Origin of the sequence: Novosphingobium meiothermophilum (assembly GCF_003171715.1) — a bacterium.
Lineage (GTDB): Bacteria > Pseudomonadota > Alphaproteobacteria > Sphingomonadales > Sphingomonadaceae > Novosphingobium > Novosphingobium meiothermophilum.
The window spans coordinates 1-25,101 of sequence record NZ_QGHL01000020.1; the positions used below are offsets into that span (position 1 = coordinate 1).

The following is a 25,101-nucleotide window of genomic DNA, read 5'->3' on the forward strand; positions in this document are numbered from 1 at the left end:
CCGTAACGCCAATCCGCTCGCCCAAGGCTGCCTCCAAAAGACAGCCTTGAATCAACGCCCGAGCCAACAGTCAAGCTTTGTCCACGAAACCTAGACTGCAAGTTCACCAATTGGCTTGCAGTTTGCCAGTTTGCGGGATTCATGCCTTTCATTGCGATGGCGGGATCGAGCGGGACTCTGTCCGACCACACATCGTCGGATTCGGGCCAGTTTGCGCGGCGCAGTGGAGATGCGGATCAATTCAGACGCCTTTTCGCTGTTGCGCCTATCCTAGACGGCGATAGTCGCAAGAAATTGCCGAAATGACTTTGCAGATCGTGTGCGACCGCTGTCTGCGCTGCACCGAGGGTGGCCCCAAGGGTCTGGCAACGCGCAAAGCTGAGTGGAGCGCGCCGATCCTGTATCCAACCGCGGCCCATAACCCGACGATTCTGTTGCTGCGTCAGTTGCCGCGCAGCACCTTCTCCACCGCTTCGCAGATCTGCTGCACCGAAAACGGCTTGGCAAGAAAGTGCATGTTGGGAATGTCGATCTCGCGCCGTAGCTGTTCCTCGGCGTAACCCGACATGAACAGGAAAGGCAGATCGGGTTTGAGAGCGCGGATCTCGCGGGCCATGGCGGGGCCGTCCATCGTGGGCATCACCACATCGGACACAACCAGATCGAACTGGCCCCGGCCGATGGCCTCCAGCCCTTCCTCGCCATCGGCGGCGGTCGTCACCTCATACCCCTGTCGCACCAGCGCGCGTTCAGCCACGGCGCGCACGGTGTCCTCGTCCTCGACCAGCAGCACCCGTCCGCCGCCAGACCACTGGCGCCTGGGTTCGGCGCTGGCTGATCTGGCCGCCTGCGCAACTTCCGCGGCATCGGGATGGTGAACGGGAAGATAGATGCTGAAGCGGGTGAACTTGCCCACTTCGCTTTCGGCGAAAATGAAGCCGCCCGATTGCTTGACGATGCCGTAAACCGTGGAAAGGCCAAGGCCGGTGCCCTTACCTTTCTCCTTTGTGGTGAAGAACGGTTCAAAAATCTTGCCAATCTGGTTCGGCTTGATGCCCTGTCCGTTATCCTCGACCAAGAGCGCCGTATAGTCACCGATAGGCAGGATCTCGCTGCGCATGGCGCGCACATCGGCTGCGGTCACGCGCCGGGTCATCAGCCTGACCACGCCGGCAGGCCCCTTCCCGCCGCTGGCCGCCAGCCGCTCGGCAATCGCATCACGGGCATTCACGGCAAGATTGAGCAGAACCTGTTCAAGCTGAGTGGGATCGGCCCGCACAAAGCCCAGATCACGGTCATGCGTCACTTCCAGCGTGATCTTTTCGCCGATCAGACGCTTCAGCAAGGCCGAAACCTCGGCCACGACATCGGGCAGTTGCAGCACCTGCGGACGGAGCGTCTGCTGACGCGAGAATGCCAGCAATTGCCGCGTCAGCGATGCGGCACGGTTGGAATTGGCCTTGATCTGCTGGATGTCATCATAATCGCTGTCGCCCGGCGTGTGGCGCATCAGCATGAGATCGCAATAGCCGATGATCGCGGTCAGCACATTGTTGAAATCGTGTGCGACACCGCCCGCAAGCTGGCCCACCGCCTGCATCTTGGTGGCCTGCGCGATCTCGCGCTTGAGCCGGGCTTCCTCGGACGAATCCTTGAGGCTGAGCAGCACCGCGCCATCGCCAAGCCCGCGCACCCCCGCAAGGCTGAGCGATACCGGCTCTTCAGGTGCGGCACGCAGGCGCACGGCCACATCGCCCGCGGTGGACTGCCCTTGCGCATGGCGCCGCACCGCATCGACCAGCGCGCCCTTGTCCTCCTTGATGACAAGGTCCGAAGGATAGGGCGGCGGGATCGTATCGTCATGGCCCGCCGCGCGCAGGAAGGCGGCATTGGCAAAGAGGAACCGCCCGTCACGGTCGCACATGGCCAGACCCAGCGGCAGACGCGCCAGCAGCGCCTCGATCTGGGGCAGACCGGCGCGCACTTCGCCCACCCCTGCCTGACCGAAGCCGCCGCTGTCGATCAGCAGGAACAGCGATGCCGTGCGTGCCGGATCGGTGTTGGCCACGCCATCCGGATCGGCCACAGGCAGATGGATAAGCCGCACGGGCGTGCCCTTGCCGCCTTCACGGGCATAGTGGATGCGTTCGGAATCGTCGCTGGCGAGGAAGGAAACGAAGTCTGCGCCGGCAAGATCGGCTGCGGCATTGCCGGTTGCACGCTGGGCAAAGGCGGTATTTGCGGCAAGGATCGCGCCTTGCGGCGAAACCACCGCGGCCTGCAATCCCTCGCGCGCCAGCGCACGGCCCAGCTTTCCGGAAATATGCGCGGCCATGTCGGCCACCAGATTGGGTGTCACCACCGGCACGAAGCGCCAGATCAGATGATCCTCGCCGCGCCCCGCCCGGCTCACTTCGGCGCGAAAGGTGCCCTTTGCCGAAACCAGCATTTCTGCGCTGGCTTCGCCATCACGCCATGCTGCGCGCAGCGCCTGCTCCAGTGCATCGACCGATGGCCTTTCCAGCGGCAGGCGCGGAGGAACGCAGCCGGGCCCGAACCATTCGGCCATGCGCGCGTTGGCGCAGACCAGCCTGCCTGCCCGGTCGGTGATGGCGATGGCCGCATCCGCGCCTTCGATCGCCGCGTTGGTGACGGACCAGTCAGGCGGGGCGAACTCGTCTCGCTCTTCCTGTCGGCGGGGGCGCAGCGCAAGACGCAGGCCCATCCCCAGAACCAGCACTGCGCCCACGAAGCCGCCCACAAGCAGCGGCTGGCCGGACAGGCCCCACAAGGCCCCGGCGCTTGCAGCCAGCGCGCCGCCGAGAAAGAGCCAGTCGCGCAGCGGCGCTGTGTCAGGGTCTTGAACCGTCGCTGCTTCGCCCCCCGTGCCTGTCATCAGTCAGGAAAATCCCGCGCATCGGCGCGCAACTTGCGCACCTTGCGCTTGTGCGCCGTCCACCAGCGCCAGCCAAGTGCCGAAATGACATATCCCAGCGCGGCAGAGACGATCGAGATCAGGAACAGGCCCAGAACCAGCGACGGCGCTGCGTCCGAACCAAGCCATACCAACCAGTCGCGCAGGCCCGCGCCATGCGTGACCATGGTCCGCACGGTCATCAGGTCGGCATGAAAGCCGAAGCTGTTGCCCACCGCAATCGCACCGGGAAGGAACACGAACAGCGTGGTTGGCGGGATCGAGATGAAGGTCATCAGCACGGCAAGCGGAATGTTGCCCCGGCACGGCACGCACATCAAGGCTGCGCCCACGATCTGCACCCCCGGAATCAGCGCAAAGATGCCGATAAACAGGCCAGCCGCCACGCCGCGGGGAACCGAACGCCGCGTGAACCGCCACAATTCGTGGCGCGCGGCAAGCGGACGGGCAAAGCGGTTCTGCTCCATCTGCTCGCGCGTGGGCATGTTGGCCCGCGCCCAGTTGACGATCCTGCTGAACATCCCGTGCTGCTTATCCGCCTTGTTCCTGCTGCGCCACGTGCGATGGATTGCATCTAGAGCAATCAGGCTTTCGGTTTGGTGAAGCGAGCCGCAGTCCTGCCCGCAATATCCGCCCCGGAACGCCAAACCGTGCTAGCCATGGTCCTTCATGATCCGCGCCTTGTCCCGCTTCCAGTCACGCTCCTTGATGCTCGCGCGCTTGTCGGCCACGTTCTTCCCCTTGGCGAGCGCCAGTTCCACCTTGGCGCGGCCGCGGCTGTTGAAATAGATCGAGAGTGGAACGAGCGTCATGCCCTTGCGTTCCACGGCCCCGGTGAATCGGGCAATCTGGCGTTCTTTCAGCAGCAGCTTGCGCGGCCGCTTGGGCGTATGGTTGAAGCGGTTCCCGTGGCTGAACTCCGGCACATTGGAATTGACCAGCCAGACCTCGCCGTTCTTCACCTCGGCATAGGATTCCGCGATCGAGCCTTCGCCGAAACGCAGCGATTTCACCTCGGTTCCGGTCAGGACAATACCCGCCTCGTAGGTATCCTCGATGAAATACTCGAACCGCGCGCGCCGGTTTTCGGCGACGATCTTCTTCTTGTCGAACTCTGGATGAACGGGACGGGCCATGATGTGCGCCCATGTAGGCGCTGCCCCGGCAAAGCGAAAGTGCCACTTCGCACTTTGTCGCCTGCGGGGCGCACCAGCACTGAACCGCGCGCCGAGTTGCCGTCAGAGGGCGCCCTCAAAGAAGGCCGGCATGCTCCAGCGCGGCATCCACTTTCGCGCGCGCTTCCGCGCTGGCGGGAACGAGCGGCAGGCGCAGCTCATCGGTGATGCCCTCGAACACACGGCTCAGCGCATACTTCACCGGCGCCGGAGATGCATCGGAGAACATGGCATAGTGCAGCGGATAGAGCCGGTCGTTCAGTTCGCGCGCCTTTTCCAGATCGTTGGCCGCGCAGGCAGCCTGAAACTCGGCACAGAGCCGCGGGGCGACATTGGCCGTTACCGAAATGCAGCCCACCGCGCCCGCGGCATTGGCAGGCAGCGCCAGTTCATCGTCGCCCGAAAGCTGGCAGAAGTGCTTGCCGATGCCCATGCGGTGATCGGTCACGCGCGAAAGATCGCCGCTGGCATCCTTGATGCCGATGATCTTTTCGGGATAGCGCTTGGCCAGTTCGCACACGGTTTCGGGCAGGATGTCCGTCACGGTGCGGCCGGGCACGTTGTAAAGCACGATCGGCAGTTCGTTGTGTTCGGCCAGATAGCTGAAATGGGCGATGATCCCCGCCTGGCTGGGACGGTTATAGTAGGGCGCCACGCACAGCGCCGCCTGCGCACCGCACTTCTTCGAAAAGTTCATGTGCAGGAGCGCATTCATCGTATCGTTGCTGCCGCACCCAGCAATCACCGGAACACGGCCCGCAGCCTGCTCCACGCAGACCTCGATGACGCGGTGATGTTCGGCGTTGGACAGGGTCGAGGCCTCGCCCGTGGTGCCGCATGGGACCAGCGCCGAAGAGCCGTTCTCGATCTGCCAGTCCACCAGACGCCGAAATGCTTTCTCGTCGAACGCTCCATCGCGAAAAGGAGTCACAAGGGCCGGAATGGAGCCGGAAAACATGGACAATACCCCTTAGTTTACCCCATGATGCAGTTCGGCCAAGTTCAAGCCGAAACCGTCAAACGGGTCTGTTCAGCGCCTGATAAGGAGCCGCTCCATAGTATGTCCGGCATGGACGTGAAAGCCTTGATATTGCGCTGGGGTGTCGCGGGCCTGCTGATGCAGACGGTGGCCGCCTCCGGTGTGGGTAACGCCAGCAGCGCAGGCAGCAACGATGGCGCCGAATGGGATCAGGCACGCGCCAATCTTGTGGCCAGTGGCGCCGGCCCGATGCTGGGCGCGGTGGAGCGCTGGAAACTGCTGTCCAGTTCCAACCGTTTCAGTTTCGGCGATTATTCCAGCTTCGTCACCACCTATCCCGGCTTCCCGGAAGAGGAAAAGCTGCGCCGCTTTGGCGAACTGGCACTGGAACGCGAAGGCGCGGATGCGGCGCGTCTGGTGGCCTTCTTTGCCGAGAAGCCTCCGCTGACCAATATCGGCCGTGCGCAGTTTGCGCTGGCGCTGACCCAGCTTGGCCGCCCCGAAGCGCGCGAGGCGGCGCGCGCGGCGTGGCGCGGCGGCCCCATGCCCGATGCCGCTGAAAGCGCGCTTCTGGCCAACTGGGGCACGAACTTTACCGCAGACGATCACGATGCCCGCATGGACGCGCTGCTCTGGGCAGGTGCGGCAGATCAGGCTGCGCGGCAGATCGTGTGGGTTAGCGCCGCGCGCAAACCGATCGACAGCGCGCGCCTTGCCGCGATGCAGGGCGCCGATCCCTATGCCGCGGTGGCAGGCGTATCGACGCAGCTTCTGCACAGCGATCCCGGCTTCGTGTTTCAGCGGGTGCGCCAGTTGCGCAAGGCCGGAAACGGCGCGGGCGCGCGCGATTTTCTGGCCAACCGGCCGCTTCTGGCACGCATGCCGCTCGACCGTGAAAAGTGGGTCGAGGAACTGCTGATCAACGCGCGCGGTGCGGCAAATGCGGGCGATGCCCGCGCCGCCGTGCGCATTGCCGCCGGCATCGACGATGCCTTTGCCGCGGGCGAGGACGTGAGCAAGCTGGGCTATGGCCTGCGCGATGATTACACCTCGCTGATGTGGCTGGGCGGCACGCAGGCATGGTTCAACCTTGGCGACTACGCGGGCGCGGCACCGCTGTTCTGGCGCTATGGCGCGGCGGCGCGCACGCCGGGCACGCGGTCAAAGGGCTTTTACTGGGCCGGTAAATCCGCGGCGCGCGCGGGCCAGCAGGCCGAGGCAAAGCGCTATTTCGAAATGGCCGCGCAGTATGCCGATCAGTTCTACGGCCTGCTGGCACTGGAACGCCTCGGTCGCCCGGTCCCACAGTTCGCCACCGATTCCACGGCGCAAGCATCCCCGGAGGAACGCAGCCGGTTCTACAGCCAGCCACTTACGCAAGCCGTGCGCGAACTGGCGCGCGACGGCGATTGGCGCACGACCGTGCGCTTCTTCAAGGAAGTGGCCGAACAGCAGCAGACCGAAGCGCAGCACATGATGGTGGCGCAGCTCGCGCGCGAACTGGGGCGGCGCGATCTGGGCGTGATCGTTGGGCAGGCAGCCGCAGCCCGCGGCTATCTTGATTTCCAGCACATCGCCTTTCCGCTGATCCCCGTGCCGCAGGGTTATGAAAGCAAGTGGACGAGCATCCACGCGATCAGCCGTCAGGAAAGCCAGTTCGCGCAGAATGCCGTCAGCCATGCCGGCGCGCGGGGCTTGATGCAGCTCATGCCCGGCACGGCCAACGAACAGGCGGGCAAGCTTGGCCTTGCCTATCGCGCCTCGGCGCTGATCGATGAACCACACTACAACATTCAGCTTGGCGCAGGCTATTTTGCCCGAATGCTCGATTATTACCGCGGATCATGGCCGCTGGCCGTTGCTGCCTATAACGCCGGTCCAGGCAACGTGAACAAGTGGCTGCGCGCCAGTGGCGATCCCCGGAACGGCGATATCGACTGGATCGAATGGCTTGAACGCATACCGCTTTCCGAAACGCGCAACTATGTTCAGCGGGTGCTGGAGAACGCGGTGGTCTATGAAGCGATGAACCCGCAATACGCCAGCTACCGGGGACCAAACCCGATGAGCCACTTCATCGGCAAGCGCGAGCCGGGGTGAAATCCGCAGGCGTCTTGCGGCTGCGCGAATTGATGCTTGCCGACAATTGATGCTTGTCGGCAATTGATCCTTGTCGGCTCAGGCCTCATCCTTCAGATGCCACACGATGAAGACTGACGGTCATCCCATCACACCCGCCGGATTTGCCGCCCTGCGCGCGCGTTACGATCATCTGCTGGGCACCGAACGCCCGGCCATTGTCGAGATCGTGAGTTGGGCGGCAGGCAATGGCGACCGGTCAGAGAACGGCGATTATCTCTACGGGCGCAAGCGGATGCGCGAGATCGACCGTGAACTGGCGTTCCTCGCACGGCGGATGAAGGCAGCGCGGGTGGTCGATCCGGCGCGGCAGGAGGATCGGACCCGCGTGCTGTTCGGCGCGACGGTGGAAATTGCCGACGAGGACGACAACCGCAAGGTGCTGACCCTTGTCGGGGATGACGAGCAGGATGCCTCCAAGGGACTGATTGGCTGGAGCGCCCCCCTTGCGAGAGCCTTGCGCGGGGCGCGTGTCGGGGATCTGCGTATCGTTCGCCTGCCTTCGGGCGAGAAGGAGTGGGAGATCATGAGCATTTCCTATCCCGACGCCGCAGGCTAAGGCAGCGCGCATGACATCCGGTCGCTTCTTCATCATGCGCCATGGCGAGACGGTCTATAATGCGACCCGCCGTTTGCAGGCGAACCACATCCACACCCCGCTGACACGGCAAGGCTTCGAGCAGGCCGTGGCCATGGGCCGCGCGCTGCGCGCGGAACTGGGCGCGCGCCCTCAGGTGACGCTGCACATTTCCGATACCGGACGCGCCTTGCAGACCGCAGCACTCATCGCCGAGGAACTGGAGCTGGACTGGTTCGCCGCGCGGCGCACGATGGATCTCAAGGAAATCGACATGGGATCGTGGTGCGGGCGCTCCTACAGCGATGTCGAGGACGAGGTTGGTCCCATCGTGATCGAGGACCACCTCCTGCGCCCGGCGCCTGATGGCGAGGATTATCCCATGATCGCGGCGCGGCTGAAGCGCTGGCTGGAGGAGATCGGCGATGCGGGCGGCGATCACGTCGTGGTGATGCACGGCATTTCCAGCCGGGTGTTGCGCGGCATCATGGCGGGCTATCCCGTGCACCCCCTGCACGGCGCGCCGATTGCCCCATCACTTGTGCAAGGGTCCATCGCGCTGGTGGAGAACGGGGCCGAACGCGTGCTGTTCGGATCGGAACGCGGGATAGAGCACGCCTGATGAGCAATGTCGTGAACCTGCGCGCAGTGCGCAAGGCGCACAAGCGGGCCTGCCGCGAGGTGGAAGCCCAGGCGAACCGGGCAAAATTCGGAAGGACAAAGGGCGAGAAGCTGCGCGAACAGCAGGAGGCAGACCGCGCTGCGCGGCTGCTCGATGGTGCAAAGCGGGAGGACCGGTGAAGCCTCCGGCCACGAGAAAGCTGCTGCCTCTGGTGGCGCTGGTGCTTTCAGGCACGGCTACGGCGCGCGACAGTCTGGGAATATTCGGCAACTGGGGCGCCTTTCGCGATCCGGCGGTGCCGCGCTGCTATGCCATTGCCATGGCCGAAAAGGCGGTCGCGCGCGAACAGGCGTTCCAGCCCTATTTCACCGTGGGATACTGGCCCAGGCGCGGCATACGCGGCGCGGTGCATGTGCGACTGGCACGGCGGCTGGCGGCCGGATCGAAGGTCATCGTCTCGTTCCCGGAAGCCAACTTTGCCCTGAAAACCGGTCAGGCCGACGCATGGCCTGCCGATCAGACCGCGAATGCCGGAATACTCGCCCAGATGCGCAGCGCAAAGTCGATGGTGGTCATCGCGCGCGGTGCGGATGGCAGCACCTTCCGCGACCGCTTTACCCTGGCAGGAGCGGCCTCGGCGCTTGATGCCGCGGCACTGGGATGCGCCGGCAACACCGGCTGAAACCGGCCGCCGTCAGCGTTGCAACAGCGGCGCAAGGTAGCGACCGGTGAAGCTGCGGGGGTTTGCCGCCACCTGCTCCGGCGTGCCTTCGGCCACGATCTCGCCGCCGCGCACGCCGCCTTCGGGACCAAGATCGATGATCCAGTCGGCCGTCTTGATGACATCGAGATTGTGCTCGATCACCACCACACTGTTGCCCTGCTCCACAAGCCGGTGAAGGACCTCAAGCAGCTTGCGCACATCTTCGAAGTGCAGGCCCGTGGTGGGCTCATCAAGAATGTAGAGCGTCTGCCCGGTCGAGCGGCGAGCCAGTTCCTTGGCCAGTTTCACACGCTGCGCCTCGCCGCCTGAAAGCGTGGTGGCCTGCTGGCCGACCTTGACATAGCCCAGCCCCACTTCGTTGAGCATGTGCATCCGCTCGCGGATCGGGGGCACGGCCTTGAAGAACTCCTCCGCATCCTCGATCGTCATGTCGAGCACGTCGGCAATGGAGTGGCCCTTGAACTTCACTTCCAGCGTTTCGCGGTTGTAGCGCTTGCCGTCACACTCTTCGCAGGTGACATAGACATCAGGCAGGAAGTGCATCTCGATCTTGATGAGCCCGTCGCCCTGACACTTCTCGCACCGCCCGCCCTTGACGTTGAAGCTGAACCGGCCCGCCTTGTAGCCTCGCGCCGCGCTCTCCGGCAGACCGGCAAACCAGTCACGGATCAGGGTGAAGGCACCGGTATAGGTGGCCGGGTTCGAGCGCGGGGTGCGTCCGATGGGCGACTGGTCGATCTCGATCACCTTGTCGCAATGCTCAAGGCCAGTGACGCGATCATGCGCGCCCGCGATGACCCGCGCCCCGTTGAGCGTGCGGGCCGCCACCGCGTGCAGGGTGTCGATCGTGAAGCTCGACTTTCCTGATCCGGAAACACCGGTCACGCAGGTGAATGTGCCAAGCGGCACCTTGGCGCTGACATTCTTCAGGTTGTTGGCCCGCGCGCCTTCCACGCTGATGTGAAGGCCGTTGCCGGGGCGGCGCTGTTTCGGAACCTCGATCCTGCGCGCGCCGGTGAGATACTGGCCGGTCAGGCTGTCCGGGTTGTCGAGAATGTCCTGCAAGCGTCCCTGCGCCACGATCTGGCCGCCATGGACGCCCGCCCCTGGCCCCAGATCGACCACGTGATCGGCGGCGCGGATGGCGTCTTCGTCATGCTCGACCACGATGACGGTATTGCCCAGATCACGCAGCCGCTTCAGCGTTTCAAGGAGACGGTCATTGTCGCGCTGGTGCAGGCCGATGGACGGTTCATCAAGCACATAGAGCACGCCCGAAAGGCCCGAACCGATCTGGCTGGCAAGGCGGATGCGCTGGCTTTCCCCGCCCGAAAGCGTGCCGGACGTGCGATCGAGATTGAGGTAATCAAGCCCGACGTTGTTGAGAAAGCCGAGGCGCTCGTTGATTTCCTTGAGGATGGCGCGCGCAATCTGGCTCTGCTGCGGCGTGAGTTTTGCATCCAGTGCACCGAACCATTCGACTGCCGAGGCGACCGACAGGCGCGTGATGGCGGAAATGTCGCTTCCCGCGACTTTCACCGAAAGGGCTTCGGGCTTGAGCCGCCTGCCCTCGCAGGTTTCGCAGGGCTGCGCCGTCTGGAACTTCGACAGTTCCTCGCGCATCCAGGCGCTTTCGGTCTGCAACATGCGGCGGTTGAGATTGCCGATCACGCCTTCGAAGGCCTTCTGGACGGTATAGGACTTCTTGCCGTCGATGAAGGTAAGCGGAACCGCCTTGCCGCCGGTGCCATAGAGGATGACGACCTTCACTTCGGACGGCAGCTTGTCCCACGGCGTATCAAGGCTGAACCCGAAATGCGCGGCAAGACTTGCCAGAACCTGCATGTAATAGGGTGAAGGCGGATTGCTCTTCGCCCAAGGCACAATCGCGCCCTGCTTGAGCGAGAGATGCTCGTTCGGGACCACCAGTTGGGGATCGAACAGCAGCTTTTCACCCAGACCATCGCAGGCGGGGCATGCTCCCTGCGGCGCGTTGAACGAGAACAGGCGAGGTTCGAGCGCGTCGATGGTGAAGCCGCTGACAGGGCATGCGAACTTTTCCGAGAAGACGATGCGGTTGGCTGCAAGACCGGTTCGCTTCATCGCCCCCTTCTTGCCACTGGCTTCGGTCTCATCCTCGCGTCCCGGCACCACGCCATCGGCCAGATCGACATAGGCCAGCCCATCGGCAAGTTTGAGCGCCTGTTCGAAGCTGTCGGCGAGGCGTGTCTGGATGCCGTCACGCACGGCGATGCGGTCAACCACCACTTCGATGTCGTGCTTGAGCTTCTTGTCGAGCGCCGGAGCCTCCTCGATCGGCATGATCTCGCCGTTGATGCGCACGCGGGTGTAACCGGCCTTCTGCCATTCGGCGAGTTCGCGGCGGTATTCGCCCTTGCGGCCGCGCACCACGGGGGCAAGCAGATAGGCGCGGGTGCCTTCGGGCAGGGCCATGACGCGGTCCACCATCTGGCTGATGGTCTGCGCCGAGATCGGCTCTCCGGTGGCGGGGCTGTAGGGCACGCCGATGCGCGCCCAGAGCAGGCGCATGTAATCGTAGATCTCCGTCACCGTGGCCACGGTGGAACGCGGGTTGCGGCTGGTGGTCTTCTGCTCGATCGAAATGGCGGGCGAGAGCCCGTCGATATGCTCGACATCGGGCTTCTGCATCATTTCAAGGAACTGGCGCGCATAGGCGGAAAGCGATTCCACATAGCGCCGCTGCCCTTCGGCGTAGATCGTGTCGAAGGCGAGGCTGGACTTGCCCGAACCGGAAAGGCCGGTGATGACGATCAGGCTGTCACGGGGCAGATCGATGTCGATTCCCTTGAGATTGTGCTCACGCGCGCCGCGGACCGAGATCTTGGGAACCGAAGTGGTGGAAAGAGACATGCGCGGATGTGTTCCATATTTGTTCGATTATCGCAAGACCCCTGCCCCGCGCCCCCGCGCATGTGGGGAGGACGGGCGCGGCGCGCAATACGGGCTTTGGGGGATGAAGGCGGCGCTTGCGCCCTCGTGCCGCAAAAGGGGCGAACATAAAAAGACGCCGGGATTGTCGGATGCATACAATTGTCTGTTGCCGAATGTTGCCATAAGGGGCGCAGGCAAAAGGAAATGCTGGTTGTCCGGTTCAATGGTCATGCAGACGCCTGAAAGGCACGAGGCCGATAAGCCGTTTGTGGCGGAACGCAGCCTGTTCTGCCGCAGCGAAGCCCGTCCCGTCGCGCGCCCTGTCATATCCGATGCGCTGCGTGAACGCTTTGCCGCATTCTTTGCCGCCGATTTCGCAGCCGCCATGACAGAGCATCAGACAGACGAGGAAACACCTCCGGCACTGGCCGTCTGATCGCGGGCGCTTCCTGAACCCAGGTTCTTTCGCCTCAAAATGCAAGAGCGCGGTGGCCGGGATCGCCCAGCCAGCGCGCATCAAGGTTCCAGACACGCGCGATCACTTCTTCCGACAAGGCGGCTTGCGGCGCCCCTTGCGCGGCAATGCCGCCCCGGTCGAGCACCACTACATGATCGGCATGGTTCATCGCCAGCGCCAGGTCATGCACGACAAGCACAACGCCGCGCCCGTCCTGCGCCAACTTGCGGAAATGGCGGATCAGGCCGCGTTGGTGCGCCAGATCGAGCGCGGCCAGCGGTTCGTCGGCAAGGATCCATTGCGGCTGCGTGGCGAGGACGCGGGCAAGCAAGGCGCGGGCGCGCTCTCCTCCCGAAAGCGTGGACAACGGACGGTCGGCCAGAGCGGAAAGGCCAAGGGTTCCAAGAACCTCATCCACGATGTCCGCGTCTTGCGCCGCAGGCGTGCGGTGCGGCAGACGGCCCAGCGCGGCAAGCGTGCGCACCGAGAGATTCCATGCAACTTCGGCCGATTGCGGCAGATAGCCGATGCGGCGGGCGCGTTCCTGTGGCGTCAGATCGGTCAGCGGCTGGCTGGCGAGCGTGACTGTGCCGCTGGCGGGCGCGATGAGGCCCGCCAGCGCGCCCACCAGCGTGGACTTGCCCGCGCCATTCGGCCCGCAGATGGCCGTGACCCGCCCCGACCGCAATTGCGCGGTGACATTGTTGAGACGCCCCCTGACACCAAGACCCAACGCTTCGAGCATCAGCCGATCTTCCGCCGCATTCCGAGCAGGAGACGCAGAAAGAAGGGCGCTCCGGCGAGGCTGAGGGCAATGCCAAGGCGCAGTTCGCCCCCTTTGAGGGGCATGATCCGGCACAGGCAATCGGCAACCAGCAGCAGCAGCGCCCCGGCCAGCGCGCTGGGCAGCAGCGTGGAGGAAGGACGCTGATCGGTGAAGGGGCGCACCATGTGGGGGACCATCAGGCCGACGAAGCCGATCATGCCAGCTACCGCCACGCCGCTGCCGACGATCAGGCCGATGGCCGCGATCATCAGCCATAACAGGCGCGCCGGATCGACGCCGAGCGAGCGGGCCGCCGCCTCGCCAAGGGCCAGAGCATCGAGCGCTGGCGCCGCGCGCCAGAGCAGTGCGAGGCCGACAAGCGTGAACGGGGCGGCAATGCGCACTTCGTGCCAGCCACGGTCAGCCAGCGCGCCCATAAGCCAGGTGACGATTTCCGACAGGGCAAAGGGATTGGGCGACAGGCTGATGGCAAGACTGGTCAGCGCACCGGCAAGGCTGGCCACCATCATGCCCGCCAGCGTGAACAGGGCGATGCTCCCCGCCCTGCCCGCGATCAGGGCGAGCAGGCCCATGGCACCGCTCGCACCGAGAAGGGCGAACAGCGGCAGGGTGAAAGCCTGCGCCTGATAGCCTGTGTAGAACGAGAGAACCGCGCCGAGTGCGGCAGCCGGAGCTATGCCGAAAAGGCCCGGATCGGCCAGCGGATTGCGCAGGTATCCCTGCATGGCCGCGCCCGCAGCCCCCAACCCCGCCCCCAGCACCAGCGCCAGAACGGCACGCGGCAGGCGCAGTTCCATGAGGATGGCCGGCGCATTGGGCAACGGGGGGCTGAAAGGACTGATCCAGACCTGCCCGGCCAGAAGCGAGAGAGGAAAAGCAAGCGCAAGGGCCGCAAGCAGGATCCAGACCGGGCGGGTCATCGAGCCGTCACCGGGGAGCCGTTGCGGCGCGTTCCCGCTGCATTCCCGCTGACAGAAGTGCTTCCCGCCGTTCCGGGCAAAGTCTGGTTGCGCACGGCCGCCAGCCTGCCCGCCGCGGCAATCAGCGTAGGACCGCCGCAGTAGAGGAGATTGGCAGGGAAGGAGACACGGCGCGTCGCTCCAAGCGCCGCAAGCGCGGGATGCGACAGAACCCGGTCATCCCCGCCGATGCCCGATGCTTGGCCGGTCTCCGCGCTATGCCCCGCCACGAGGATCAGGGCCGGAGGATCGGCCAGCATCCTTTCGAGCGGCAGGAGATCGGCCTGGCCCAGCCCGCGGTCAGCGGCGAAATTGGAAAAGCCGGTGCGGCGAAGAAGATCGGCGATCAGCGTATCATCACCGGGAACCATCCCGCCCGATTGCCAGACGACCGCAGGGATCGGTCGCGCGCCCGCTGGCGGTGCGGCGGCGGCAAGCGCAGCCTGAATGCGGCCGATCAGTGCCTCACCCCTTGCCGATTGGCCGGCAAGCGCTGCGATCTGGCGGATCTGGGCATAGTTCTGCTCGATCGTCGAGGCCATGCCGATGCGTTCGAGCCGCACGCCAAGGTGGCGGTAGGCGCTGGCCGAGGCAGGGTCGGTAAAAGTGCTGCCCAGCACCAGTGTGGGCTTCAGCGCCAACACCTCTTCCACCGTGCCGCGCGTTGCGGAAAATCGGCGGGCCTTTGCCGCGCTCATCGAGGACGAGCGCAGGTCATGGCTATAGTGCGAAATGGCCAGAACCTGCGCCGGATCGGCAACTTCGGCTAGGATCGCATCGGTGCAGGGGTTGAGGCTGACGATCGTGGGCTGCGCCAGACCGCTGCCAGCCGAGCCGGATGAGCCATGGCCGGAAAGTTGGCCAAAGAACGGGGAGGTGGCGCTGCTCTGGGGGATGCAGCTGGCGGTGAGGAACGCTGCGAGAGCGACCACCCCCCGCCCCGCTCCCTTGCGGAAGCGGGGTTGCCGGGCTGCCTTTCGCGATGGCGGGAAGGCAGTGCCCCCGGTGCTTTCGCGCGCGCCTCGCACTAAGCCGCCGGTATCCCCGCCAGCGCGGGCCGACCATGCGGGGCGAAGGGGCGCGCCAGTGGTCATCAGTAACGCGCGCGTATGCCGATGAAGGCGCTGCGCCCCCACGTGCCGTAGCCTGCCACGGTCTGATAGACCTCATCAGTCAGGTTCTCGACGCGGCCGTAGATTTCGACCCGATCTGTCAGCGGGAAGCTGGCACGCAGTGTTGCCAGTGCATAGCCATCAAGACGGATGGTGTTGGCGGCATTGTCGAAGCTGTCGGAGACAAGGCGCATATCCGCTCCCAGCGCCAGACCGGCAAGCGGGGTTGTCCAGTCGGCCGAAAGAGTCAGCGCATGAGCCGGACGGCGCGGCAGATCCTTGCCGAAACTGGCAGTGCCGGACGTGCGGTTCTCGGTCTCAAGATAGGTATAGGCGGCCTGCACGTGCAGATTTTCGGTCGGCCGCGCGCCGAGTTCAGCCTCGACACCCTGCGCCCTTGCAAGTCCGATGTTGTCATAAAGACCGAACGGGCGGTCGGCGCAGCGGTTCAGGCTGGCGCAGGAAACGAATGCGATGAGATTGCGGCTGTCGCGCCGGAACACGGTGACGGCGGCATGCAGGTTGCCATACGGCGCGCCCCATTCCAGCCCCGCATCATAGCTGCGGGCGCGTTCGGGCTGGAGCGCGGCATTGCCATAGATTGAAAGCAGGTTGAACAGCGTGGGGGCGCGGAAACCCTCGCCATAGGAAGCGCGCAGGCGCAGATCCTGCATCAGGGCGAACGAGCCATTCGCACCGAACGTCCATGCCGTGCCGAAACGGCTGTGGTCATCAACACGAAGCCCCGCGGCAAGGCTGGCCCCGTCCCTGCTCCAGCCGAGCAGGGCATGGCCGCTGGTGAGATTGGCCTTTGCTTCTACATCGAACGTGCTGGAAAAGCGGGTCCATTCGCTGTCCGCACCGAAATCAAGGGTAAACCCGGATGGCAGGGCAAGGCGCCCCGTGAGGTCCGCCCGCTCCGAGCGGCCTGTGTAACCATAGGACGGGCTGACTGCGGCGGCATTCGCGAAATAATCGCGCGCGGTGTCGGCAATGGCAAAGCCTGTGTTGATCGTCAGCCCTTGCGAGACATAACGCAGACCCGCGCGGCCCGAAGTCTGCCTGGTTTCCTGCTGATCGGGCGTGTCGCCAAAGCTGAAGGTGGGCGGAGCGAACCCGTCGATGCCGATGCGGCTGTCGGCGTGGCGGGCCGTCGCCACGATGGCGAGACTGTCGGTCAGGTTCACCCGGCCGCGCCCGCCGATGCGCCACTGGCGGAACCCGTCGCGTTCAGTGCCGACAGCGGCGGCAGACACGCCGTCGGTGCGACTGTAACCGCCATTGAGCGCGAGCGCTGCGCGGTCCGAGGCGATGCCTGCGGCGGCATCGGCCGTCCAGCTTTCGTTCGCGCCATATTCGGCGCTGGCTTCAACCCCATGAAGCTCGCGCGACTGGATGGCGATCACCCCGCCAATCGCCGCGCTGCCCCAGACGACCGAGTTGGAACCGCGCAACACGTCGATACGCTCGATGCCGCCGGATGTGACCGTGCCGAAATCGAATCCTCCCGACGGAGCCGAGACGTCTTCCACGCGGACGCCATCGACAAGGACAAGCACCTGTTCCGCGTCCGAGCCGCGCAGACGCACGCCGGTGAAGCTGCCGGGGCCGCCATTGCGTGTCAGCGTGAGGCCGGGGATGCGTTCGAGCACGCGGGTAATGTCAGGCCCCTGGATCGACCGGATTTCGTCCGCCGTGATGACAGTCACGGGCTGGCCGAGATCGCTCAGCAGCGTCTGGCTGCCAGTGGCGATGACGGTGATCGCATCGGCGCGGGTATTGTCGGGGGCGGCCGTGCCATCGGCGCCTTGCGCAAGCGCGGGGCCGGCAGCGGCAGACAGGGCGGCAAGGGCAGAAACGGAAAGCAGATACGTCTTCACGGAACACAACTCCGGCCACGAACGGTTGACGCCGTTCATGGCGAGAGGTGCGCTGGGCCTTCGTAATGGCGCGCCTCGTCGCGTGCGCCCGGTACACCCCGCCCGGCCGCGGAACGACTACCATCGGCAGGTCTCCTGGCTTCCGGGTCATCGCAGGTTGTCCGCCTTCCCAGCACGGGCAAGCCGCGCCAGTGGCATGAATGGACAACGCGCTATCCGGTTACAGTTGCGGGGGCAGCGCCGGATTTGAACCGGCTTCCCTCTTAGCCCGTGTTACCGGGCACCGTTGGCGTCTGGCGTGGCAATAACCGCAAGTTCGCATCGCGACAAGGCCGCTCATGCACTTTGGTGCAGGATCGTCCGCCTCGGTTAACCGGATCGCAGGGCAATGTGCCGCATCGGGACAGGCGCAAATGCGCTGATGCGAGCGCAGCAGCAAAGGACTAGCGCAAGACAGGAGCAACAGGATTTTCGCTGCCGCCATGCCCTTGGAAATCGCCTATCGGCCGATTGCCCTTCCCGCGCCTGCGGCAGCGAGTGTGGCCGCGTGGCCGATCGGCGCAGAGGTGAAGCCGCGCGATTTTGCAGCGCGCATCCGTCGGCGCGACATGCGCTCGATCCGCCGGGCGCTGCGCGCGCCCTCGATGCTGCGCCAGCGCGTGGCGGGCGTGGCAGCGTTCGGCCTTCTGGCAAGCGCGCTTGGCGCAACCGGCTGGGGCGAACCGGGCGGCGTGCGTTCTGCGACGGCGCGCGTGCACATGGCCGGACTGCAACCGTTCGAGCGTGCGGGCGACAGCTTTCCCGGATCGGCGTTCTACTGGCTGGATGAAAGCGAGAACGGGCTGATCGATCCGGTCGAAGCGCAAAGCGCGTGGGACCGCAGCCAGAGCGATGCGGCGTCAGGGCCAAGGGGCGAAGTGGCAGCACGCCCCATTCTGGCCACAGGCACGAGCGAGGACCGCTGGCGCGCCCTGCAATGCCTGACGACCGCCATCTATTACGAAGCCGCCAGCGAACCTGATGCGGGACAACGCGCAGTGGCGCAGGTCGTGCTGAACCGCGTGGCCCATCCGGCGTGGCCCAATACGGTTTGCGGCGTTGTCTATCAGGGATCGGAGCGGCCCGGCTGCCAGTTTTCGTTCGCGTGCGACGGATCGCTGGCCAGACGGCCAATGAAGGCATTCTGGGACAGGGCGCGGCGCGTGGCCGCCGATGCGCTGGCGGGTCATGTCTATGCGCCCGTAGGCCTTGCAACGCATTACCACACGACGGCTGTATATCCGCAATGGGCGCCCAGCCTGCGCTTCATCGGCACGATCGGCGCGCACCGCTTCTACAACTGGGCAGGCGCTGCCGGAAAGCCAGCCGCCTTTGCCGCACGCTATCTGGGCGCAGAACCCGTGGCAGCGCCGCATCCGCGCACATGGACACCTTCGCCCACCGACCTTGCCGACCCGCTGCTCCTCGAAAAGGCGTTCGAGCGCGGGCAACTTGCCTCCTCCGGCGGGCCGATTGCGGCAGGCGTGATGGACCAGCAACCGATCTCGCCAGCAGCCGCGCCACCGGCATCGCTCCTGCGCGGTGGGCTTGTTCCTTCGCCTTCCGCCGCGCCCAGCGCCGTCCGTGGCAAGGAGCCGCCTGCCACAGGAAGCGGATCGATCCTGCCGGGGCACGAAGCGGCCAGCACATGGGTTGCGCAACCGGGCGCCTGAACCGGCAGGTGCAAACTTGCGGTTCCCCGGTTCAGACCGGGGATCGCGGCCCGTAAAGGATCACCATGGTGCCCAATAGGCTGAGGCCCGCGCCGATCAGATCCCAGCGATCCGGCCGCACGCCTTCGAAAGCCCAGAGCCAGACCAGCGCCGCCACGATGTAGATGCCGCCATAGGCCGCATAGGCGCGGCCTGCATTGTCGGTTTCGACCAATGTCAGCACCCACGCGAAGAAGGTCAGCAAAGCAAGTCCCGGCACCACCAGCAGCGCGGTCTTGCCAAGGCGCAGCCATGCCCAGAACGCAAAGCATCCGGCAATTTCGGCAAGGGCGGCGGCCAGGAAGGCAGGAAAGCTCATGCCGTGCGCTTATCATTGCGCGGATCGGCATGGCAATGCGCCATCACGCGCAACCGGATGCGGCGCAGGGCGACACGCCATTCGTCCTTACCGCATCCTTTACCGTGTCGCGGAACACACTCTTAGGCCCGCGGTCCTATCATTCGGCTCGTGGAACGCGGCCGGGCAAGGTCAACCGGGCGCGAAGGAGAGAACACAAATCATGGTGCGATTTGCCCCTCGCTACGGCATCATCTCGCCGTGCATGGCACGCCCTATTCTGGGACGGCACCTGCGCGCGGCAAACGACAATGCCGAGGCATGGAGCGGTTCGGCAAGCCAGCAGCAGGCCGTGCTTGAAGCAGCGCTGCGGCTGTTCGCGGCGCACGGTTTTGCTGCGGCGGAGCGCGCCCGTGATGCGGCGCTCATCGCTGGTGCCAATGCCGATGCGGAACGCGCGGACTTCTGGCGGGCTGTATGCCATACGCTGGACCGGCGACTGATGCGCGATCTGGTGCGGCAGCGCTGATCGCGCGTAACCTTGCCGATTCAGGCATGAGAAGTCCCGGCCTTGCCACCGGGACTTTTTCATTTGTCTGACTGGCGGATTAACACACTATTGCTATTGCAAACTGTTATCGAAAAAACCCGGAAACTAGCTGTTTTTCGCGGTTGCATTCACTTGCAGGCAGGCTTAGGGGCCGAGTCATTCGGCCAGAACTTTCCTGTCTCGCGGGGCACGGGAAGGCGTTGGGCGCAAGCTCTGCTGGCATCTGTATGCTTGTCCCCGCGAACGGGAAAGGACCGTAGAGCATGGCACGCAAGAAGATCGCGCTGATCGGCGCGGGCAATATCGGGGGCACGCTGGCCCACCTCGCCGCCCAGAAGGAACTGGGTGATATCGTCCTGTTCGACGTGGTCGAAGGCGTTCCGCAGGGCAAGGCGCTCGATCTGTCGCAGTGCGGCCCAGTCGAAGGCTTCGATGCCAACATCATCGGTTCGAACGACTATGCCGACATTGCCGGAGCCGATGTCATCATCGTGACCGCCGGTGTTGCCCGCAAGCCCGGCATGAGCCGCGACGACCTTCTGGGCATCAACCTCAAGGTGATGAAGGCCGTAGGCGAAGGCATCAAGACCCACGCCCCCGACGCGTTCGTCATCTGCATCACCAACCCGCTCGATGCGATGGTCTGGGCGCTGCGCGAGTTCTCCGGCCTTCCGCACAACAAGGTCGTCGGCATGGCGGGCGTGCTCGATTCGGCGCGCTTCAGCACTTTCCTGGCCTGGGAGTTCGGCGTCTCGATCCGCGACGTGAACACGTTCGTCCTAGGCGGCCACGGTGATACCATGGTGCCCGTCACCCAGTATTCCACCGTCAACGGCATCCCGGTTCCCGATCTGGTCAAGATGGGCCTTTCCACGCAGGATAAGATCGACGCGATCGTCCAGCGCACCCGTTCCGGCGGCGGCGAAATCGTGGGCCTGCTCAAGACCGGCTCGGCCTTCTATGCCCCCGCAGCATCGGGCATCGCCATGGCCGAAGCCTACCTGTTCGACCAGAAGCGCATCCTGCCCTGCGCCGCCTATGTCGATGGCCCTTACGGCGTTGACGGACTTTATGTCGGCGTTCCCGTGCTGATCGGTGCGAACGGTGTCGAAAAGGTCATCGAAATCGAACTCGATGCGGAAGCCAAGGCCAACCTTCAGGTCTCGGTCGATGCGGTCAAGGAACTGCTGGTGGCCTGCAAGGGCATCGATCCTTCGCTGGCCTAAGCGGACATACCGTTTTCAAGCTCAGGAGTTTCATCAATGAGCATTCTCGTCGACAAGAATACCAAGGTCATCACGCAGGGGATGACCGGCGCGACCGGCACGTTCCACACCGAACAGGCGCTTGCCTATGGCACGCAGATGGTCGGCGGCGTGACCCCCGGCAAGGGCGGCACCACCCACATCGGCCTGCCCAACTTCAACACGGTGCACGAAGCCAAAGCTGCCACGGGCGCAACTGCCTCGTGCATCTACGTGCCGCCGCCGTTCGCCGCCGATTCGATCCTTGAAGCGATCGACGCGCAAATGGAACTGATCGTTTGCATCACCGAAGGCATCCCGGTGCTCGACATGGTCAAGGTGAAGCGCGCGCTCGTCGGATCGAAGAGCCGTCTGATCGGCCCGAACTGCCCCGGCGTCCTCACCCCGAACGAATGCAAGATCGGCATCATGCCCGGCTCGATCTTCAAGAAGGGCAGCGTCGGCGTGGTTTCGCGTTCGGGCACGCTCACCTATGAGGCGGTGTTCCAGACCTCGAACATCGGCCTCGGCCAGACCACCGCGGTCGGCATTGGCGGTGACCCGGTGAACGGCACCAACTTCATCGACGTGCTGGAACTGTTCCTTGCCGACGATGAAACCAAGTCGATCATCATGATCGGTGAAATCGGCGGCAGCGCCGAAGAAGAAGCCGCACAGTTCCTCAAGGACGAAGCACGCCGCGGCCGCAAGAAGCCGATGGTCGGCTTCATCGCGGGCCGCACGGCGCCTCCGGGCCGCCGCATGGGCCACGCAGGAGCAATCGTGTCGGGCGGACAGGGCGGCGCTGAAGACAAGATCGCGGCCATGGAAGAAGCCGGCATCCGCGTCAGCCCCTCGCCTTCGCTTCTGGGCGAAACGCTGGCCGAAGTGCTGAAGGAACGCGTCTGATCGCGTAAAAGAGCTACCGCCCGGATAGGCTGTTCTGCGTAACGGTCTCCGGGCGGATGCTTTCATTTGCTGCCGCTAGAAAGCGCCCATCTGCACGGGGCGCGGCAGCGGGATTTTGCAGGGTCCGCATGGGCGATCCTGCCGGAAAGGTTCGCTTCGCCGCTTGGCGTGGGCGCAAGTGTCCGAAGCCCCCATCCTCCCCGGGGGGACAAGGAGTTGACAATGGGTTCCGAACTGCACGATTTCGACGTCGATCCGGCTCAGGAAGGCCCGCAGCCCGGCCCTTCGTGGGCAAGCAAGCGCTGGCCGATCACCGATGCCGCGGCTGGCGATGACCTGACCCAGGCGATGGACCCGATGGCGCTCAAGCTCGCCATCCAGAAATCGGCAAGCAAGGTCGGCGCGCAGCTTGACGAGCAGGCCCTGCAGCAGGCGGCGATGGATTCAATCCGCGCCATGACACTGATCCGCACCTATCGCGTGCGTGGGCACCTTGCCGCTGATCTCGATCCTCTGGGCCTTGCCCGCCAGAAGCTTCCGGCCGACCTTTCGCCCGAATATCACGGATTCACCGCTGCCGACGCCAAGCGCAAGATCTATGTCGGCGGCGTGCTTGGCCTTGAATGGGCCACGCTCGATGAACTCGTTGCGATCCTGCGTGCCAACTACTGCGGGCACATCGGCTTCGAATACATGCACATTGCCGACGTGGAGGAGCGCCGCTTCATCCAGGACCGCATCGAGGGCGGCGACAAGCATGTGGACTTCACGCCCAACGGCAAGAAGGCAATCCTCGCCGCCGTGGTGCGCGGCGAACAATACGAGAAGTTCCTCGGCAAGAAGTATGTCGGCACCAAGCGTTTCGGTCTCGACGGCGGGGAATCGATGATTCCGGCGCTTGAGGCGATCATCAAGTATGGCGGCCAGCTTGGCGTGCGCGAGATCGTTTACGGCATGGCCCACCGCGGCCGCCTCAACGTGCTGGCCAATGTCATGGCAAAGCCTTATCGCGTGATCTTCCACGAGTTTTCGGGTGGCTCGGCCAACCCGGAAGACGTGGGCGGATCTGGCGACGTGAAGTATCACCTCGGCACTTCGACCGACCGCGAGTTTGACGGGATCAAGGTGCACATGAGCCTTGTGCCAAATCCCTCGCACCTCGAAACGGTTGACCCGATCGTCCTGGGCAAGGTGCGTGCGCAGCAGGTGTTCCGCGACGATATCGGCGATGACGTGGGGCCAGACGCGCGCCACAAGCAGGTTCTGCCCGTGTTGATCCACGGCGATGCCGCCTTTGCGGGGCAAGGCATCGTGTGGGAGTGCTTCGGCCTTTCGGGCGTGAAGGGCTACAACACCGGCGGCTGCATCCACTTCATCATCAACAACCAGATCGGGTTCACCACCAGCCCGCAGTTCTCGCGCGGGTCGCCCTATCCGTCGGATGTGGCCAAGGGCGTGCAGGCGCCGATCCTGCACGTGAACGGCGATGATCCCGAAGCCGTGACTTTCGCCTGCAAGCTGGCTATCGACTATCGCCAGAAGTTCGGCCGCGACATCGTGGTCGACATGTGGTGCTACCGCCGCTTCGGCCACAATGAAGGCGACGAGCCTTCATTCACCCAGCCGCTGATGTATGCCAAGATCCGCCAGCATCCCGGCGTGAGCGAGATCTATGCCAAGCGGCTTGTGGCCGAAGGCGTGATCGACGCCAATTACAAGGGTGAGATCGAAAGCCACTTCGTGGCGACGCTGGAAACCGAGTTCGAAGCAGCCAAGGGCTACAAGGCCAACGAGGCCGACTGGTTCGGCGGGCGCTGGTCAGGCTTCAACAAGCCGGCCGATCCGGTCACGGCGCGCCGCAACGTGGGCACCGGGATCGACCAGAAGCTGTTCGACAGCCTTGGCCGAACCCTGACCACCGTTCCCGAAGACCTCACCATCCACAAGACACTGGCGCGTGTGATCGACGCCAAGCGCGAAATGTTCGCCACGGGTCAGGGGTTTGACTGGGCCACCGGCGAAGCGCTTGCCTTCGGCAGCCTCGTTACCGAGGGCTATGGTGTGCGCCTTTCCGGTCAGGATTGCGGGCGCGGCACCTTCAGCCAGCGCCACGCCGTCTGGGTCGACCAGAAGGACGAACGCAAATACGTGGCGCTTTCAACGCTGCCGCACGGCTCGTTCGAGGTGCTCGACAGCCCGCTTTCCGAATATGGCGTGCTTGGCTTCGAGTATGGCTATGCCAGCGCGGACCCCAAGAGCCTCGTGTTGTGGGAAGGCCAGTTCGGCGATTTCGCCAATGGCGCGCAGATCGTCATCGATCAGTATATCGCCGCATCCGAAGCCAAGTGGCTGCGCGCCAATGGCCTCGTCATGCTGCTGCCTCACGGGTATGAAGGCCAGGGGCCGGAACACTCCTCGGCACGTCTGGAACGCTATCTTCAGCTTTGCGCGGAAGACAACATCCAGGTGTGCAACATCACCACCCCGGCGAACTACTTCCACGTGCTGCGCCGGCAGATGCACCGTCCGTTCCGCAAGCCGCTCATCATCATGACACCCAAGAGCCTGCTGCGCCATCCGCTGGCAAAGTCGGCTGCTTCGGACTTCATCGGCGAAGGCCACTTCATGCGCATCCTGTCGGACATCAATCCGGCAGCTGACAAGGACACCCGCAAGGTGATCCTGTGTTCGGGCAAGGTCGCCTATGACCTGATCGAAGCGCGCAATGCCGCGGGCATCGACGACGTGCAGATCATCCGTCTCGAACAGCTCTATCCCTTCCCCGGCGAACCGCTGGCCCTGCGCCTGTCGCGCATGACCAATCTGGAAGAGGTGGTCTGGTGTCAGGAAGAACCGCGCAACAACGGCGCATGGTTCTTCGTTGAACCGCTGATCGAGGAAGCGCTGAAGGCGGCGGGCAGCAAGGTTGCGCGGGCGCGCTATGCCGGCCGCGCGGCGGCGGCATCGCCCGCCACCGGCCTTGCCAGCCGCCATGCCAGCGAACAGGGCGCGCTCGTAGCAGATGCGCTGGGCCTTTCGGTGCGTGACGAGATCCGCCGGCAAAAGAAGAACTGATTTTCCTTCTCCCCA

General features: G+C 64.5%; 21 protein-coding genes and 1 riboswitch. Of the genes, 11 read left to right on the forward strand and 10 right to left on the reverse strand.

Annotated features, from left to right (window positions below; all coding sequences use genetic code 11):
- Positions 1–442: 442 nt before the first annotated feature.
- The 4 genes from DKM43_RS14760 to dapA form a co-directional block, all read right to left on the reverse strand.
- The gene (locus DKM43_RS14760) at positions 443–2,896 is read right to left on the reverse strand and encodes a response regulator (protein WP_109799276.1); all 2,454 of its coding nucleotides are present in this window, start codon (positions 2,894–2,896) and stop codon (positions 443–445) included.
- Positions 2,896–3,456, reverse strand: a complete 561-nt coding sequence (locus DKM43_RS14765; protein ID WP_109799535.1) for a DUF2062 domain-containing protein — start codon at positions 3,454–3,456, stop codon at positions 2,896–2,898. The genes DKM43_RS14760 and DKM43_RS14765 overlap by 1 nt, the downstream gene beginning before the upstream one ends.
- A 132-nt stretch (positions 3,457–3,588) precedes the next feature.
- Positions 3,589–4,071, reverse strand: coding sequence for an SsrA-binding protein SmpB (gene smpB, locus DKM43_RS14770; protein ID WP_109799277.1), 483 nt, complete (start codon positions 4,069–4,071; stop codon positions 3,589–3,591).
- 115 nt (positions 4,072–4,186) lie between these two features.
- Complete coding sequence (dapA, locus tag DKM43_RS14775) at positions 4,187–5,068, reverse strand: 4-hydroxy-tetrahydrodipicolinate synthase (protein ID WP_109799278.1); 882 nt, start codon at positions 5,066–5,068, stop codon at positions 4,187–4,189.
- A gap of 102 nt (positions 5,069–5,170) precedes the next feature.
- Between dapA and DKM43_RS14780 the strand changes: the two genes are divergently transcribed.
- The 5 genes from DKM43_RS14780 to DKM43_RS14800 all read left to right on the forward strand — a co-directional run bounded on the left by DKM43_RS14780 (position 5,171) and on the right by DKM43_RS14800 (position 9,109).
- Entirely contained in the window at positions 5,171–7,189 is a 2,019-nt protein-coding gene (locus tag DKM43_RS14780) for a lytic transglycosylase domain-containing protein (RefSeq protein ID WP_109799279.1), read from the forward strand.
- Positions 7,190–7,295: 106 nt separating this feature from the next.
- The gene (greB, locus tag DKM43_RS14785; RefSeq protein WP_109799280.1) at positions 7,296–7,787 is read left to right on the forward strand and encodes a transcription elongation factor GreB; all 492 of its coding nucleotides are present in this window, start codon (positions 7,296–7,298) and stop codon (positions 7,785–7,787) included.
- Positions 7,788–7,797: 10 nt separating this feature from the next.
- On the forward strand, positions 7,798–8,427 hold the full coding sequence (locus DKM43_RS14790; protein ID WP_109799281.1) for a phosphoglycerate mutase family protein: 630 nt from the start codon (positions 7,798–7,800) through the stop codon (positions 8,425–8,427).
- Entirely contained in the window at positions 8,427–8,606 is a 180-nt protein-coding gene (locus DKM43_RS14795; RefSeq protein ID WP_109799282.1) for a DUF4169 family protein, read from the forward strand. The genes DKM43_RS14790 and DKM43_RS14795 overlap by 1 nt, the downstream gene beginning before the upstream one ends.
- Positions 8,603–9,109, forward strand: a complete 507-nt coding sequence (locus DKM43_RS14800; protein WP_109799283.1) for a hypothetical protein — start codon at positions 8,603–8,605, stop codon at positions 9,107–9,109. The genes DKM43_RS14795 and DKM43_RS14800 overlap by 4 nt, the downstream gene beginning before the upstream one ends.
- Before the next feature lie 12 nt (positions 9,110–9,121).
- Here the strand turns inward: DKM43_RS14800 and uvrA are convergent, their stop codons facing one another.
- Entirely contained in the window at positions 9,122–12,043 is a 2,922-nt protein-coding gene (gene uvrA, locus DKM43_RS14805) for an excinuclease ABC subunit UvrA (protein ID WP_109799284.1), read from the reverse strand.
- Between the two features lie 250 nt (positions 12,044–12,293).
- On the opposite strand from uvrA, the gene DKM43_RS14810 reads away from it, so the two are divergent.
- A complete protein-coding gene (locus DKM43_RS14810) occupies positions 12,294–12,500 on the forward strand; it encodes a hypothetical protein (protein ID WP_161554102.1) in 207 nt (68 codons plus the stop codon).
- A gap of 34 nt (positions 12,501–12,534) precedes the next feature.
- Here the strand turns inward: DKM43_RS14810 and DKM43_RS14815 are convergent, their stop codons facing one another.
- From DKM43_RS14815 to DKM43_RS14830, 4 genes are all read right to left on the reverse strand, one after another.
- On the reverse strand, positions 12,535–13,266 hold the full coding sequence (locus tag DKM43_RS14815; RefSeq protein WP_109799286.1) for an ABC transporter ATP-binding protein: 732 nt from the start codon (positions 13,264–13,266) through the stop codon (positions 12,535–12,537).
- Positions 13,266–14,228: a FecCD family ABC transporter permease gene (locus DKM43_RS14820; RefSeq protein ID WP_109799287.1), complete on the reverse strand. Its 963-nt coding sequence runs from the start codon at positions 14,226–14,228 to the stop codon at positions 13,266–13,268. Before DKM43_RS14820 ends, DKM43_RS14815 begins: the two co-directional genes overlap by 1 nt.
- Positions 14,225–15,199 (reverse strand): ABC transporter substrate-binding protein, encoded by a 975-nt coding sequence (locus DKM43_RS14825; RefSeq protein WP_236632620.1) that lies wholly within the window; start codon positions 15,197–15,199, stop codon positions 14,225–14,227. The genes DKM43_RS14820 and DKM43_RS14825 overlap by 4 nt, the downstream gene beginning before the upstream one ends.
- A 161-nt stretch (positions 15,200–15,360) precedes the next feature.
- The gene (locus DKM43_RS14830; protein ID WP_109799536.1) at positions 15,361–17,259 is read right to left on the reverse strand and encodes a TonB-dependent receptor plug domain-containing protein; all 1,899 of its coding nucleotides are present in this window, start codon (positions 17,257–17,259) and stop codon (positions 15,361–15,363) included.
- Between the two features lie 108 nt (positions 17,260–17,367).
- Positions 17,368–17,562: riboswitch (cobalamin riboswitch) on the reverse strand.
- A gap of 179 nt (positions 17,563–17,741) precedes the next feature.
- On the opposite strand from DKM43_RS14830, the gene DKM43_RS14835 reads away from it, so the two are divergent.
- Positions 17,742–18,971, forward strand: coding sequence for a cell wall hydrolase (locus DKM43_RS14835; RefSeq protein WP_109799289.1), 1,230 nt, complete (start codon positions 17,742–17,744; stop codon positions 18,969–18,971).
- 31 nt (positions 18,972–19,002) lie between these two features.
- Here DKM43_RS14835 and DKM43_RS14840 read toward each other — a convergent pair whose 3' ends face one another.
- Positions 19,003–19,329, reverse strand: a complete 327-nt coding sequence (locus DKM43_RS14840) for a YnfA family protein (RefSeq protein ID WP_109799290.1) — start codon at positions 19,327–19,329, stop codon at positions 19,003–19,005.
- 244 nt (positions 19,330–19,573) lie between these two features.
- Here DKM43_RS14840 and DKM43_RS14845 point away from each other — a divergent pair, with 244 nt between their 5' ends.
- The 4 genes from DKM43_RS14845 to DKM43_RS14860 all read left to right on the forward strand — a co-directional run bounded on the left by DKM43_RS14845 (position 19,574) and on the right by DKM43_RS14860 (position 25,086).
- Entirely contained in the window at positions 19,574–19,837 is a 264-nt protein-coding gene (locus tag DKM43_RS14845) for a hypothetical protein (protein WP_109799291.1), read from the forward strand.
- Between the two features lie 284 nt (positions 19,838–20,121).
- A complete protein-coding gene (mdh, locus tag DKM43_RS14850; protein WP_109799292.1) occupies positions 20,122–21,084 on the forward strand; it encodes a malate dehydrogenase in 963 nt (320 codons plus the stop codon).
- 36 nt (positions 21,085–21,120) lie between these two features.
- Positions 21,121–22,011, forward strand: a complete 891-nt coding sequence (gene sucD / locus DKM43_RS14855) for a succinate--CoA ligase subunit alpha (protein ID WP_109799293.1) — start codon at positions 21,121–21,123, stop codon at positions 22,009–22,011.
- A 222-nt stretch (positions 22,012–22,233) separates the two neighbouring features.
- Positions 22,234–25,086, forward strand: a complete 2,853-nt coding sequence (locus DKM43_RS14860; RefSeq protein WP_109799294.1) for a 2-oxoglutarate dehydrogenase E1 component — start codon at positions 22,234–22,236, stop codon at positions 25,084–25,086.
- The last annotated feature ends 15 nt before the right edge of the window (positions 25,087–25,101 follow it).